This is a genomic window from Pseudidiomarina marina (genome assembly GCF_003987045.1).
GTDB classification, from domain to species: domain Bacteria; phylum Pseudomonadota; class Gammaproteobacteria; order Enterobacterales; family Alteromonadaceae; genus Pseudidiomarina; species Pseudidiomarina marina.
On sequence record NZ_PIPZ01000001.1, the window covers coordinates 38,034 to 52,089 of the forward strand.

Here is a 14,056-nt window from a genome sequence, read left to right on the forward strand (position 1 = left end):
GATGCAAGCGAGTCGTTACACTGTTTCACACTATAACTATTAATGCAGCGAAGTTGCCATGTATCTTAATTATTTTGGATTGCATACCGAGCCATTTTCAATTGCACCTGATCCACAATTTTTATATCTGAGCGAACGCCATCAAGAAGCGCTGGCGCACCTCAGTTATGGTTTGCAGGGCAGTGGTGGGTTTATATTACTGACTGGCGAAGTCGGCACGGGTAAAACAACTGTTTCTCGTGCTTTGTTGGAGCAGTTGCCGGAACAGACTCGCACTGCATTTATCCTGAACCCAATGCTGAACTCAGATGAACTATTGGCAACCCTTTGTGATGAGTTTGGTATTGAATACAACAAAAACCAAGTAACAGCAAAGCAATTAACCGATAAACTTAGCCAATTTTTACTTGAGGCTCATGCTCAAAATCAGCAGTGCGTGGTGTTAATTGATGAAGCTCAGCATCTGCAGCCACAAGTGCTTGAGCAGTTGCGGTTACTTACCAACTTAGAAACTAACCAGAACAAGTTGTTACGGGTTATTCTCATCGGTCAGCCAGAACTCCAGGATCTACTCCGCCGTCGTGAACTTCGTCAACTCGCGCAGCGCATTACAGCTCGGTACCACTTATTACCGCTGCAGTTAGCTGACTCGGAGCGATACATTAATTATCGGTTGCAAGTAGCCGGTGCACAGCGTGGGTTGTTCGATAAAAAAGCTGTCAAAAAAGTACATCTCGCCAGTGAAGGGATTCCACGCCGACTCAATTTGCTCTGTGACCGCGCCTTGCTGGCTGCGTATAACGAACAGCAATCCGTGGTCTCGGTACGTCACATTCAAATTGCCGCGAAGGAGTTAGATGGTCCGTCGCCTCAACGCGAAGAAAAATCCAGAGGAAGTTGGCTGCAGTTGATCGTTGCGGGGGTTGTAATTGCTGGTTTAACTGGAGCTGCGAATTGGTACTGGCGTCAAGCTGAGATTGCTCAACCCGTGGTGGAACAGACGACACCAATAAGAAGCGGCATTGAATTAATGGCAAGCGCTTGGAAGCTGCCGAATCCGCCACAAGAACAAGCGTTTTGTGAATGGATTCAGTCGTTCGAACTACTCTGCGTGGGTGCAAGCGCTCGCTTGGATCAAATTCTCATTCCTGAGCTACCAGCGCTGTTGACGCTGAAGAACGGTGACTATCAGTTTGTGAATGATGTTGATGCGTCACCAAACAACGATTGGACTGGAGAATTCGTAATCGTAATTGCGCAACCCCCGGGGTATTTCGACGTCGATGCCGACGCTGAGCAATCGGTATATCAACAATGGCTTGCACGACAGCTGAGCGAGCATGGGGTTGATAGACGCGATGGTATAGCGGAACAAGTGCGTCATGTGCAACAGCAAGCTGGAGTGAAAGTGACAGGGCAACTGGATGCGTTGACGTTAGCATGGTTGAGTGCAAACGAAAATGAATCAGGACCGCGATTAGCTAAATCGAAAAACTCGGAGGTGCGTTAATGTCATCAGTACTTAAAGCATTGCGCAATCAACAATCGCCGTTGATTCAACAGCCTGGAACTATCTCTTTGCAATCAGCACAACAGGGTACCGGTACGTTCGCAAAAGCGATCATTACCACCTTGGTCATCATCATGGCGATCATTGCAGGATGGTTCATCAGTCAGCAATTGCTCTCTGGAATAGCCGAATCTGAAGTCGCGTCACAAGAGATTCAGTCACCGACTGTCTCCCCAAGCTATCAATTAGGATCTGTGGCGTCCGTAATTCAACCCAATTGGCGTATTGAGGAAGAGTCGGAGCCAGCAGGCGACGCGGAGGAAGGCGATGAACTCATTAGCACGGCAGAGCGGCAAGCCAACACTTCTGTAGTAAATTCCAATCAAGCAATTGACCTCAAGCAAATTTCTCCTGAAATGCTTAGTGCTTTTGAAAGTGCATTAGGCGAGCAAGGGGAAAACTTAAGTGTGGTACCAGCGTTATCACAGTTAAGCCCAAGCTTTCAGCGTTCAGTGCCAAGTTTTACCTATGATGGACATCAGTACTCATCGCGGCCAAATTCGCGCTGGATTGAACTCGGTGGTGTACGCTTATTTGAAGGTGAGAGCTATCAGGGATTAACTATTTTAGCTATCGCACCTGCTCATGTGGTGTTGTCAAAGAATGATCAAGCTTTTCAACAACCGGCTTTAGAAGACTGGACAAAGCCATAACGAATCTGTTATTAAAACACCTGTTTAAATCTACTGTTTGATTTCAGCGTGAAATCATCGTCAGCAAAGAGGTGTTGTTATGGCGGATTATCGTGTTCCACGTGAAGATATGCAGTTTGTGCTGCAGGACGTTTTTAAAGTTGATAAAGATTGGGCTCAGTTCGGTGAACTCGCAGAATTAGATATTGAAACCGCTGTTGCGATTATTGATGAAGGCGCCAAGCTAGCTGAGACCCTCATTGCGCCAAACGCACGCGCTGCTGACGAACAGGGCGTGTCATTTGAGAATGGCGTGGTGACAACACCAAAAGGCTACAAAGAAAACTTTAAACAACTCGCCGAAGGCGGCTGGGTTGGTGTTACCGCAACCCCTGAGTTTGGCGGCATGGGCTTGCCGAAAAGCGTATCAGCTCAGTACGAAGAAATGCTGTGTGCAGCAGATATTTCGTTTTCTTTGTATCCAGGTCTAACCGCCGGTGCGATCATGACCATCGATCAGCACGCTGACGACACTCTAAAAGCTACTTATCTCGAGAAAATGATTGCTGGTCAGTGGACGGGTTCAATGTGTCTAACTGAGCCACATGCCGGTACTGATTTAGGTATTATTCGCTCCAAAGCCGTACCAAATGACGATGGTAGCTTTGCCATTTCAGGTACCAAAATCTTTATCACTGGCGGCGAGCATGATCTTGCCGAAAACATTATTCATTTGGTGCTTGCGAAGTTACCTGACGCACCAGCTGGCAGCAAAGGTATTAGCCTTTTCCTCGTTCCGAAGTTTCTCGTTGATGAAAACGGAGCGATTGGCGAACGTAACGGCGTTAACTGTGGCTCGATTGAACATAAAATGGGGATTCATGCTTCAGCGACCTGTGTACTTAACTTTGACGGCGCCAAGGGCTGGTTAGTTGGTGCGCCTCATCAAGGCCTGCCAGCCATGTTCACGATGATGAACTATGAACGTCTCGGCGTTGGTATTCAGGGTTTAGGCGCCGCCGCCCGTTCATACCAGAACGCTTTAGAGTATGCACAAGACCGTATTCAAGGGCGCGGTGCCAAGGCAACACGTGAACTTGATAAAGAAGCCGACCCTCTCATTGTACACGGTGATGTCCGCCGTATGCTGTTGACGATGAAAGCTTTCGTCGAAGGCGGTCGGGCATTCTCAACCTACGTTGGGCAACAATTAGATATTGCGAAATACGCTCAAGATCCACAACAAAAAGCACGAGCGGAAGCACTGGTTCAACTTCTCACACCGGTTGCCAAAGCGTTCTTAACCGACACCGGTTTTGAAACGACGGTTATTGGTCAGCAGGTATTTGGTGGTCATGGGTTTATACGTGAGTGGGGACAAGAGCAGTTAGTTCGAGATGCTCGTATTGCTCAAATTTATGAGGGGACTAATGGTATCCAAGCACTCGATCTGCTTGGCCGCAAGGTTGCGGGTTCGCGTGGTGAATTACTCAAACCACTGCTAGACGATATTCAAGCCTTATTGGCTGAGCCCGAAGCCGGTTTAGAAAAAGAATATCAACAACTTGCGGAAGCGACTCAATTAATTAATCAGGTTACAAAACATGTGCTGGAGCGTGTGGCGCAAGATGAAAACATCATCAATAGCGTCGCCGTTGAGTATCTAAATTTGGTCGGTTATGTGGCATTTGCCTATATGTGGCTACGCATGGCCAAGGTTGCTCAGCCATTAGTTGATGAGCGCCCGTACTTAGCAAGTAAAGTGAAGACAGCGAAGTTCTATATGGCTCGTATTTTGCCGCGTATTCACGGTTTAATTGGAGCTATTGAGGACGGAAGTGAGAGCCTGTATCAACACGAAGTGGGCGAGTTTTAATCGCCCACTTATTGTGTTCTCAGCGCAATAACGTGTTGTCGCTAGTCACCTAGCGACAACAGGGTAGCGTTACCACCAACAGCGGTTATATTGTTGGTGCGCGTTTTTTCAGTCACAAAGCGTGTTAAGTAGTGTGGACCACCCGCTTTCGGGCCAGTACCTGACATGCCGCGCCCACCAAACGGTTGCACGCCAACTACAGCACCAATCTGATTTCGGTTGATATACACGTTACCTACATCAATACGACGCGCGATATCTGCTGCAAAGGTTTCATTGCGGCTATGAATACCGAATGTTAAGCCAAAACCAGTACCGTTGATGCTCTCGATAACCTGATCAAGTTCGCTCGTTTTGTAACGAATAACGTGCAAAATTGGACCGAAGTTTTCTTTAACGAGCTGATTAATGCTATCGATTTCAATCGCAGTTGGCGCCACAAAAGTACCGCCATTAGTATATTCCGGCATTGGGGCACGAGCAATTAAGCGGCCTGCTTGCGAAATATCATTGATGTGCTGCTCGAGATTACTTTTCGCCACACCATCAATCACTGGGCCGACGTCAGTTTCATGCAACATTGGGTCGCCAACCTTCAGTTCAGCCATGGCACCTTTGAGCAAATCAATCACGCGGTCAGCAATATCGTCTTGAACAAACAATACGCGTAGCGCAGAGCAACGCTGACCGGCGCTCTTGAAGGCGCTGGCAACGATGTCGGTAACGGCTTGTTCTGGCAATGCAGTTGAATCGATCAACATTGCATTTTGACCACCCGTTTCTGCAACCAATGGCACGATTGCACCGGTACGAGCGGCTAATGCGCGGTTAATTGATTGCGCGGTGTAAGTTGAACCGGTAAAGCAGACACCGCCGATATCTTCTTGTGACACCAAGAAACTACCAACTTCAGCACCGCTACCCGGCATATAATGTAAAACGTCACCAGGAATACCTGCTTCTAATGCCAATTGAACAGCACGGAAGGCAATCAAACCTGTTTGTTCAGCTGGCTTGGCAATCACGCAGTTACCGGTAACTAAAGCCGCTGCTACTTGTCCCATGAAGATTGCTAAAGGGAAGTTCCACGGGCTGATACAGATAAACGTACCGCGACCTTGCAAAAATAGTTCGTTGGTTTCGCCTGTTGGACCTGGCAAGGTGGTGCCGTCACCCATAAGTTCACGAGCTTGTTGCGCATAATAACGGCAGAAATCGACTGCTTCGCGAACTTCATCGATACCATCTTGTAAACTCTTACCCGCTTCCATGGTACACAGGGCAATCAGTTCATTACGATTAGCTTCCATCAAGTCAGCCAATTTCTCGAGTGAGGCTGCTCGCACTTCAACATCGGTATCGCGCCAACGGCGATAAGCGGCATTAGCACTTTGCAATGCTTGCTCGGCTAAAGCTTTGTCACCCCAACAAATGGTACCAATCTGCTGACTGGTATTTTGTGGACTGTGAATAGCAACACGGTGGTGCGCATCAACCACATCACCGTTAACAATTGGTCCACCTTGCCATTGCTTATCACGATATTGATGAACGGCGTTGATAAAATCATCAGCTTGCGAGTGAATGTTCATATTCAATCCTAACGAGTTTTTCCGATCGCTGAAAATCTGCGTCGGTAATGGAATCTTATGGTTTGCGAAATGCTCATGCTTCAGCATGGTGCGAAGCGGATGTTCGGTGAGCTCGGCTACCGGCGTTTCAGGGTCGACTAACTTGTGCACAAACGAAGTATTTGCACCGTTTTCAAGTAAGCGGCGAACCAAATACGGAAGTAAGTCTTTGTGAGCGCCTACTGGAGCATAGATACGAACCGTAACTTTCGGGTCTTGCTCAAGCAACGTATCGTAAAGATCATCACCCATTCCATGCAAACGTTGGAACTCAATTCGACGTTGGTACTTGTTGTTTAACTCACGAATAGCGACAACAGTTTGCGCATTGTGCGTTGCAAATTGTGGATAAATAGCACCATCGGTTGCCGGACTCATCAAATAATGAGCGCAAGCTAAGTAAGATACGTCGGTATTCGCTTTACGAGTATAAACAGGATAGCCTTCTAGGCCGTTTACTTGGCACAGTTTAATCTCAGTATCCCAATAAGCGCCCTTTACGAGACGTACTGGAATTTCATCACCGCACTCACGAGCTAAAGCGGTTACCCAGCATAATACGGGTAATGCGCGCTTTGAATAAGCTTGTACAACCAAACCAAAACGCGGCCAACCTTTACAGACACCACTGCGATAAACTTTCTCGAACAGTTCGAGTGAAAGTTCTAAGCGATCCATTTCTTCGGCATCAATGCTCACGCCAACGTCGGCTTCTTTCGCGAGTTTCACCAATTCGGTCAAGCTTGAAGCGAGTTCAGTAAGAACCCGTTCATGATTGGCCACTTCATAACGCGGATGTAACGCAGATAATTTGATTGAAATTGTCGGTCGCGGTGCGTTCGGATTATTGAAATTCTCTTTCCCAACCACTTTGATTGAGTTGACATAGTCGGCGTGATAACGGCGCGCATCAGTCATAGTTAATGCTGCTTCACCCAACATGTCGTATGAATGTGTATAGCCTTTGTCGCGATTATTACGGCTGTTTTTGAGAGCTTCTTGAATTGTCCGACCTAAAACAAATTGCGTTCCCATGATGCGCATAGCGGCATAGGTTGCCTTGCGTACTACTGGTGAACTCAGCCGACGAACCATGCGACGAAAAACACCGCGTGGCGTTTCCATTGGCTGACCGGTTGGATTAATCATCGAATTGGTTAACGCAAGCCCCCATGTGCCGCTATTAACCAACCACGACGCACTTTGTCCCATATGCTTTTGCCAATCACCGCCGGACAAACGGTCTTGAATGAGTGCATCAGCTGTGGTGGCGTCTGGAATACGTAGCAAGGCCTCTGCAAGACACATCAAAATAATACCTTCTTTGGTATCAAGGCTGTATTCTTGCAAAAACGCATCAACGCCACCGCCGTCAGCACGGTCGCGAACTTTATTTACTAAATCGGTTGCTGCCTGAGTAACCGCATCAAGATTTGAATCCTCTTGAGGGACTAAAGGCAATAGCTCACGCAAATAAGCATCTTCATCTACCAAATAGTTGGCAGTTATTGCTTGTTGGAGTCGACCAAGGTCGGCGCCGGTATACTGAGCCGCAAGTACTTCACTCGCTTTGAACATAGCATCTCCTGTTGGACTCAGCCCAAGGCTGGCGGTGACATATTTCGGGCGCCAGTATATGACTTTTTTGGCGCGCGTAAAGCTAGTCTGATCACATTTTTTTAATTCTCTAAATCGCGCCCACGGTGCATTTTTTAAACACAGCTGTCAAGCCCATTTAAGTTGACCCGCACATTGAGTACGAGTACCGTATGAAACAAGCAAAATCAACGTGTAAGAGACCACTCGTGAGTCAAGAAATCGAACTAAAGTTACTGGTAGAACCAGCTAAGCGAGATGCGGTTCTAGCATTGTGCCAACAGCTAGCCAAAGAAACGCAACCCAGCCAACTGGAATTAAGCAATGCGTACTTTGACACGCCGGATCTGCAATTGCGTCAGCACGACATCGGTTTACGTATTCGTCGCCGTGGTGATGAGCGTGAACAAACCATTAAGCTAGCTGGCCAAGTGCTTGGGGGGATGCATTCTCGCCCTGAATACAATGTCGTAGTAACCCGCGACGAACCTGATTTGACGTTGTTTGAAGAAGATATTTGGCCAGACGAATTCCCAGTTTTTGATATACAGCGTGAGCTTACCGAAATATTTCGTACCGATTTCACCCGGCATCGTTGGCAAATAGCAAGCGGTGATGGCGTAATTGAACTGGTTTTCGACGAAGGTCAGGTTATTGCTAACGATAAAGTGCGACCAATTTGCGAAGTTGAGCTAGAGGTTCAAGGTGGCGAGATAGCTCAAGCATATAAGTTTGCGCGACGTTTTATTACGCGAGTTAATGCACGAGTGGGCAGCTTGAGTAAGGCTGCACGCGGCTATTTGTTGGCAGAAAAATCTGTGTTAGAGCCATTTACGCATGCTCACTTTGTTCGCCAGCAACCAAACGATGATGCTGGTAGCGGCCTATATCGCGCTCTTGCGTATGCGTTGCAATACTGGCAACACAATGACGCATGTTTAAATGAACAACCGAGCGTGCGTGCTGTGGCTGGAATTACCGACGGTATTCGTTTATGTAAAGTGGTGCTACAGCAACTCGCTCTTTTTGAAATTGATGTAAGTGATCACATTGTGCGATTAGAGCAAATGTTGGGGCATCTCGGGTGGTTAAGTCGTTACGACGGACTCAATGAGCTAACCGCCGAAGATGGCGCCTACCACCGCGCACTTGAGCAAAATCAAAAGTTGTACGATGAAATTCTTGAGCAGCAAGAACATGCGGTTCAATTGGAATTAGTCATTAACCTCAGCAAACGCGATGATTATCAGCTTACTTTGTTCGAGCTGGGCGAACTTTGTGCGCAGCAGCCTCGTCACGAGCAGCTAACACAATTGCCACTAAAGCAATGGGCGGCACAGCGCTTGCGTGAAGATTGGCAACAGGTTGTTGAAGCGTTTACGCGTCATGACGAAATGCGTGCAGATCAATATTTAAAACTGCTACCGCAGTTACAAAGCTCGTTGCAACTGGGGTATTGCGTGGGTTATTTGTTCGATGCTGAAGACCGCGAAAGTTTTCGTGCACCATGGCAAGACATGCTGCGTGGTATTCGAGAAATCATGGCCTTGAAGCTCTTACGCGAAGCGATTAAAGATACCGACGACATCAACACGGACAAATTGTTGAGTTGGCAAGAGGTACAACTTGAATCACTGCTATACGCCTTGGAGCGCTCGCGCAGAGCTGCACTGAAACAAGAGCCGTACTGGATACTGTAACTGTGGATAAGTTGGCGCGGGTAACATCAATTAGTGAATTTGTCGCTCGTGTACTCGAGCAATATCCCGATGCCATCGAGTGGCAGGGGGAAAAAGTTGTTCTCCCTCAACCGAGCGATTATCAAGCCAAGTTAAATGCGAGTTTAGAGCACTGCACTAACGAGGCTGAAGCGAATAAACTGGTACGGCAATTACGGCAACGATGGTACGCCACCATTGCGGCAGCCGACTTACTGCAACAAATGCCGTTAGAGGATGTGTTAGCGCACATTACCGCGACTGCAGATGCTTTTATTAGCAGTTCATTAGCGTGGTTGTATCCGCGGTTTTGTGACCGGTTTGGCACGCCGCGTGACGAGCACGGCGATGCACTTCCGTTGTTAGTCATTGGGATGGGCAAATTGGGCGGCGGCGAACTCAACTTTTCATCCGATATTGACCTTATATTTTGTTATCCAGAGCAAGGTGAAACGGACCATCCGCGTAAACCAATTGAGAACAGTGTGTTCTTCACCAGACTTGCCCAAGGCTTGGTGAGTATGCTTGATCAAATCACTGTCGATGGGCGGGTGTTCCGGGTTGATTTGAGACTTCGTCCATTTGGTCAATCAGGCCCGGTTGTTGCCAGTTTGTCGGCACTCGAATACTACTATCAAGAGCAGGGTCGAGACTGGGAACGCTATGCCATGGTGAAGGCAAGAATCATCGGCGCTGATGCCAACTATCAGCAACAGCTATCAGCGTTACTGCGGCCATTTGTTTATCGTCGCTACATCGATTTCTCCGCAATCGATGCATTACGTAAAATGAAGAGTTTAATCACCCAGGAAACGCGACGAAAAGGGCTCGAACACAACATCAAGTTAGGTCCCGGCGGCATTCGCGAAATCGAGTTCATTGCACAGGTTTTTCAACTTATTCGTGGCGGCCAACAACGACAATTACAAACTCAGTCGATTTATCAAGCCTACCAAGCCATTGCCGAACTCGGGCTTCTTCCGCAATCGTCGGTTGATGAGTTGCTGGCGTGTTATGCCGTGCTGCGCAAAATGGAGCACGTACTGCAGCAACTCAACGATGAACAAACGCAAACCTTACCTACTGAGAAGGCATTGCAAGAGCGTATTAGCTTGGCTTATCAGCAGCCTTGGCAAAAAGTGGATGAGTTAATTAAGACGACGATGGTAAAAGTTCATCAGCACTTCCGTCAGGTAATTGGCGATCCTGATGCTGAAGACGAAGAAGCAGGGGAACTACAGCTGCTGTGGCAGGATATGATTGAAGATGATACGGCAGTCGACGTTCTTGTTGATGTTGGCCTTGCGAAAGCCACGGCGCAACTCATATGGCAACAAGTCAATCAGTTACGGATGGATGTTCGTAAGCGCGGTTCAGGCCCCCGTGGGCGTAAGGCAATGGCGCGTTTGGTTCCATTGTTGCTGGAGCGGATTGTGCAATTTGCTGATTCCGATTCTGTACTCGAGCGCGTGCTTCAAGTGTTGCGAAAGATAATGACACGTACTGCGTATGTTGAGTTGTTAGTTGAAAATAGCGGTGCACGCGAGCAACTTATTAAGTTATGCCGTGCCAGCTCGTGGTTAACTCATCAACTTGCGTTGTATCCGCTGCTGCTCGATGAGTTAATTGATCCACAACATTTGTATCAACTACCTAAATTGGAAGATTATCCGTCGCTCTTGGATGAGTTTTTGATGCGACTACCAGAGCAAGAACAAGAACTTGAGGCGCAAATGGATGCGCTACGTCAGGCTCGTCAAGTGTTGCAACTGAAAGTTGCTGCGGCTGATATAAGTGGTGCGCTACCGCTTATGAAAGTCAGTGACCACCTGAGCTATCTTGCTGAAGCAATTATTGCAAAAGTTGTGCGTTTAGCATGGTTTCAGTTAGCGGAGAAACACGGCGTGCCTCCTGGTCGTGATATCGACAATATGGGGTTTGCTGTGATGGCATACGGCAAACTCGGCGGCTTGGAGCTGGGCTATGGCTCTGATTTAGACTTAGTATTTATTACTGACTCAGATTATTCAGGCGAAACTAACGGGGCCAAAGTTATTGAGGTTCAACAGTTTTATCTTCGTTTAGCGCAGCGTATTTTGCATTTGTTTACCACAAGAACGGTGGTCGGTACGTTGTATGAAGTCGATATGCGTTTGCGACCGTCGGGTAAAGCCGGTTTGTTAGTATCGCGCTTGGATACTTTTGCCAGTTATCTGCGTGAAGACGCTTGGACTTGGGAGTTACAAGCTTTAGTGCGAGCGCGTCCAGTCTTCGGCAGTCCTGAGTTGTGTCAAAAGCTAATAGAAATACGTCAGCAACAGCTCTGTCAAAGTCGTGATGAAGCGGAACTGAGAAAGCAAGTGCTTAGTATGCGTGAAAAAATGCGCGAGCACTTACATGCCAAAGTAGAAGGGCAGGAGTTTGACGTTAAGCAGGGCGAAGGAGGTATCACTGATTTAGAGTTTTTAGTTCAATATTTAGTGCTACGTTTCGCTCCGGAACATCCGACGTTAACTGAATTTACCGATAATATTCGCATATTAGAAGGTGCTGCACAGGTCGGGTTAATGAGTGCCGAACGCGCACAGGAGCTAATGAAAGCTTATATTTCCGAACGTGAAGTGATTCATCAGTTAGCGCTTGATGACCGTGGTAATGTTACACGAATGGACTTAGAAGAATATCGCCATACGGTTATTCAAGCATGGCGACATTGGTTAGCGGATTAAGGTTTATAAAGGTCGGGGTCACTTTCGTTCGGTCGCGTTTTAAAGCGTCGATGTATCCACATGTACTGCTCAGGTTTTTGCTGAATGGCAAATTCAATCATGTGATTGACGCGAGTGACATCATCGACGTCATTTCCAGTCGGGAAATTCTCGAACTCAGGGTAAAACGTCATATCGTACCCAGAACCGTCATCGCGTCGAAAACAAGTTACCGGTAATACTGCGCAATTCGCATTGCTTGCAAATAACAACGTGCCGGTCGTGGTGCTGGCTTTCTCAACGGCAAATAGTGGTGCAAATACAGTGCGCTTGCGGCCATAGTCTTGGTCTGGCAAGTAGCCGGCAATCTCACCTTGATCGAGTGCTTGTAGCATGCTCCGCACGTCGGTGCGCGGAATCATGTATTTGTTTGATCGGCCGCGTCCTAAGGTTTGTAGGTATTCCATTACTGCGTTGTTATGCGGTCGGTAAAGGCCTACGGCTGGTTTAACGAAACCATGTAATCTGGCGTGAACTTCTAGGCTCAAGAAGTGAAACAGTAACAGCAAAACGCCTTTGCCATCTTTTTGGGCTGCATGAAGATGTTCTTCGCCGTGAACATGTAATTTACGACGAATGCGCCAATCTGGCCACCACCAAGCCATGCCCGTTTCGAAGAAGGCGATACCAGTATTCTGCATATTTTTTCGAACGAGCGTTTCGATTTCGCTAGGCGACATATTCGGAAAGCACAATTCGAGATTGCGGCGAGCAATGCCTGCGCGGCGAGGAACGAAACGATAGAATAGTCGACCTAAAACTCTGCCCATTCCTAGCTGCCAACGATATGGCAGCCAAGAAATGGTGTAGAGAATGCCGACGCTAAGCCACGTTAACCAGTACTTCGGTAATAAAAACCGTGGCTCAAAGTGCGGTTTTTCAATTATTTTCATTAATCAAGCTTGCGTTAATGGCTACTAAATCTTGTTCGCTAATCTGACCTGAAGCTTGTTTCAGAGTCAAATACTGACGAATGTATCCATAACGGGCGCTCGATAGATTACGCCGAGCATTGTACAAATTGCGGGTGCTGTTCAATACGTCGACGATTGTGCGGGTACCAACTTCAAAACCAGTTTGCGTGGCTTTCAACGCGCTCTCAGCTGAAACAACCGCTTGTTCGAACGCACGAATTGTTGATTGCGAAGCGACAACATCATAATAAGCGTTGCGAACTTGACGTTCGACACCGCGACGAACTCCCTCAAGCTCTTGGCTTGAGGCGACAAAGTTTTCACGCGCTTGGTCAACTTCAGATGACGTGCGGAAACCGGTGAAGATCGGCACATTCAAAGAGAGTCCGATCGAGTTGGAATCCATCCGTGGCATATCAATTTCGTTACCGCGTGCCGTGGTGGTGGTATCGCGAGTCGAGTATGAACCATTCAACGACACGGTTGGTAAGTGACCATTGCGCGCTAAATCAATTTGTTGCTCAGCAATTTCAACCGACACGCGCTGAACCAATAACTGTAAGTTCTTGTCTTCTGCAATTTTTACCCATTGCATGGCATCCGCTGGCTCTGGGCTTTCAGGCGAAAAAGTTTCGGTGTTTAGCTGAGCTAAATCTTGATGATAACGACCCGTGATTTCGCGCAATGATTCTTGTGCAATTTCAACGGCATTTTTCGCTTGGATTTCTGACGCCACCGACGTGTCGTATTGTGCTTGAGCTTCGTGCACATCGGTAATCGCGGTTAAGCCAACAGAGAAGCGTTGCTTGGTTTGTTCAAGTTGACGTTCAATTGCTTTTTTCTCAGCAGTTGCGAACTCTAAGTCGTCTATGCGCTCCAGAACCGTGAAATAGGCATTCACTACGCGAATCATCAATTGCTGACGCTCACTTAGGTAATTTACTTCAGCTTGGTAAGCTTGCTTTTCGCTTAATGCAGCTTGATCCCAAACGTTCATATCAAAAACCGTTTGGGTTAAGTTTACCCCAGCATTCCAGCCGCGGTTCTCGCTATCAATAACAATAAAACTTTGCGCAACAGAATCATAATTTGCACTCTCTGATTCTGAGCGTGAGTAACCAGCCGAGAAACTCACCTGCGGCCAAAAAGCTGATTTGGTGATATCGATACCTTTTTGTGCGGCGCGACGCTGAGCATCAACTCGTTGTAGTGTAGGATCGTTCTGCAATGCAAGCTGGAAAACTTGTGCAAGGTCGTCGGCATAGGCGACAGTACTGGTCGCGCTTAGCGTTAAGCCAACTAAAACTGATAATACGTGCTTTTTCATGGATAGGGTGTCCTAATTATTTGA

At 47.5% G+C, this 14,056-nt stretch carries 8 protein-coding genes; 5 read left to right on the plus strand and 3 right to left on the minus strand.

The window, feature by feature from the left end:
* Positions 1-58 precede the first annotated feature (58 nt).
* From CWI76_RS00185 to CWI76_RS00195, 3 genes are all read left to right on the plus strand, one after another.
* Complete coding sequence (locus CWI76_RS00185; protein WP_126758396.1) at positions 59-1,510, plus strand: ExeA family protein; 1,452 nt, start codon at positions 59-61, stop codon at positions 1,508-1,510.
* The gene (locus CWI76_RS00190; RefSeq protein WP_126758397.1) at positions 1,510-2,223 is read left to right on the plus strand and encodes a general secretion pathway protein GspB; all 714 of its coding nucleotides are present in this window, start codon (positions 1,510-1,512) and stop codon (positions 2,221-2,223) included. The genes CWI76_RS00185 and CWI76_RS00190 overlap by 1 nt, the downstream gene beginning before the upstream one ends.
* 79 nt (positions 2,224-2,302) lie before the next feature.
* Positions 2,303-4,078: an acyl-CoA dehydrogenase C-terminal domain-containing protein gene (locus CWI76_RS00195; protein WP_126758398.1), complete on the plus strand. Its 1,776-nt coding sequence runs from the start codon at positions 2,303-2,305 to the stop codon at positions 4,076-4,078.
* A 41-nt stretch (positions 4,079-4,119) separates the two neighbouring features.
* Here the strand turns inward: CWI76_RS00195 and putA are convergent, their stop codons facing one another.
* Complete coding sequence (putA, locus tag CWI76_RS00200; protein WP_126758399.1) at positions 4,120-7,287, minus strand: bifunctional proline dehydrogenase/L-glutamate gamma-semialdehyde dehydrogenase PutA; 3,168 nt, start codon at positions 7,285-7,287, stop codon at positions 4,120-4,122.
* A gap of 227 nt (positions 7,288-7,514) precedes the next feature.
* Here putA and CWI76_RS00205 point away from each other — a divergent pair, with 227 nt between their 5' ends.
* Together CWI76_RS00205 and glnE are read left to right on the plus strand one after the other, a co-directional pair.
* Positions 7,515-9,005 (plus strand): CYTH domain-containing protein, encoded by a 1,491-nt coding sequence (locus CWI76_RS00205; RefSeq protein WP_126758400.1) that lies wholly within the window; start codon positions 7,515-7,517, stop codon positions 9,003-9,005.
* Between the two features lie 2 nt (positions 9,006-9,007).
* Complete coding sequence (gene glnE, locus CWI76_RS00210) at positions 9,008-11,752, plus strand: bifunctional [glutamate--ammonia ligase]-adenylyl-L-tyrosine phosphorylase/[glutamate--ammonia-ligase] adenylyltransferase (protein WP_241967913.1); 2,745 nt, start codon at positions 9,008-9,010, stop codon at positions 11,750-11,752.
* Here the strand turns inward: glnE and lpxL are convergent.
* A complete protein-coding gene (gene lpxL / locus CWI76_RS00215) occupies positions 11,749-12,678 on the minus strand; it encodes an LpxL/LpxP family Kdo(2)-lipid IV(A) lauroyl/palmitoleoyl acyltransferase (protein WP_126759334.1) in 930 nt (309 codons plus the stop codon). The two genes, glnE and lpxL, sit on opposite strands and share 4 nt — an antisense overlap.
* Positions 12,671-14,032, minus strand: a complete 1,362-nt coding sequence (gene tolC / locus CWI76_RS00220; RefSeq protein ID WP_126758402.1) for an outer membrane channel protein TolC — start codon at positions 14,030-14,032, stop codon at positions 12,671-12,673. Before tolC ends, lpxL begins: the two co-directional genes overlap by 8 nt.
* Positions 14,033-14,056 lie beyond the last annotated feature (24 nt).

Coding starts and splice junctions, on each gene's coding strand:
- CWI76_RS00185 (WP_126758396.1), top strand. CDS start 59: ATGTATCTTAATTATTTTGGATTGCATACCGAGCCATTTTCAATTGCA.
- CWI76_RS00190 (WP_126758397.1), top strand. CDS start 1,510: ATGTCATCAGTACTTAAAGCATTGCGCAATCAACAATCGCCGTTGATT.
- CWI76_RS00195 (WP_126758398.1), top strand. CDS start 2,303: ATGGCGGATTATCGTGTTCCACGTGAAGATATGCAGTTTGTGCTGCAG.
- putA (WP_126758399.1), bottom strand. CDS start 7,287: ATGTTCAAAGCGAGTGAAGTACTTGCGGCTCAGTATACCGGCGCCGAC.
- tolC (WP_126758402.1), bottom strand. CDS start 14,032: ATGAAAAAGCACGTATTATCAGTTTTAGTTGGCTTAACGCTAAGCGCG.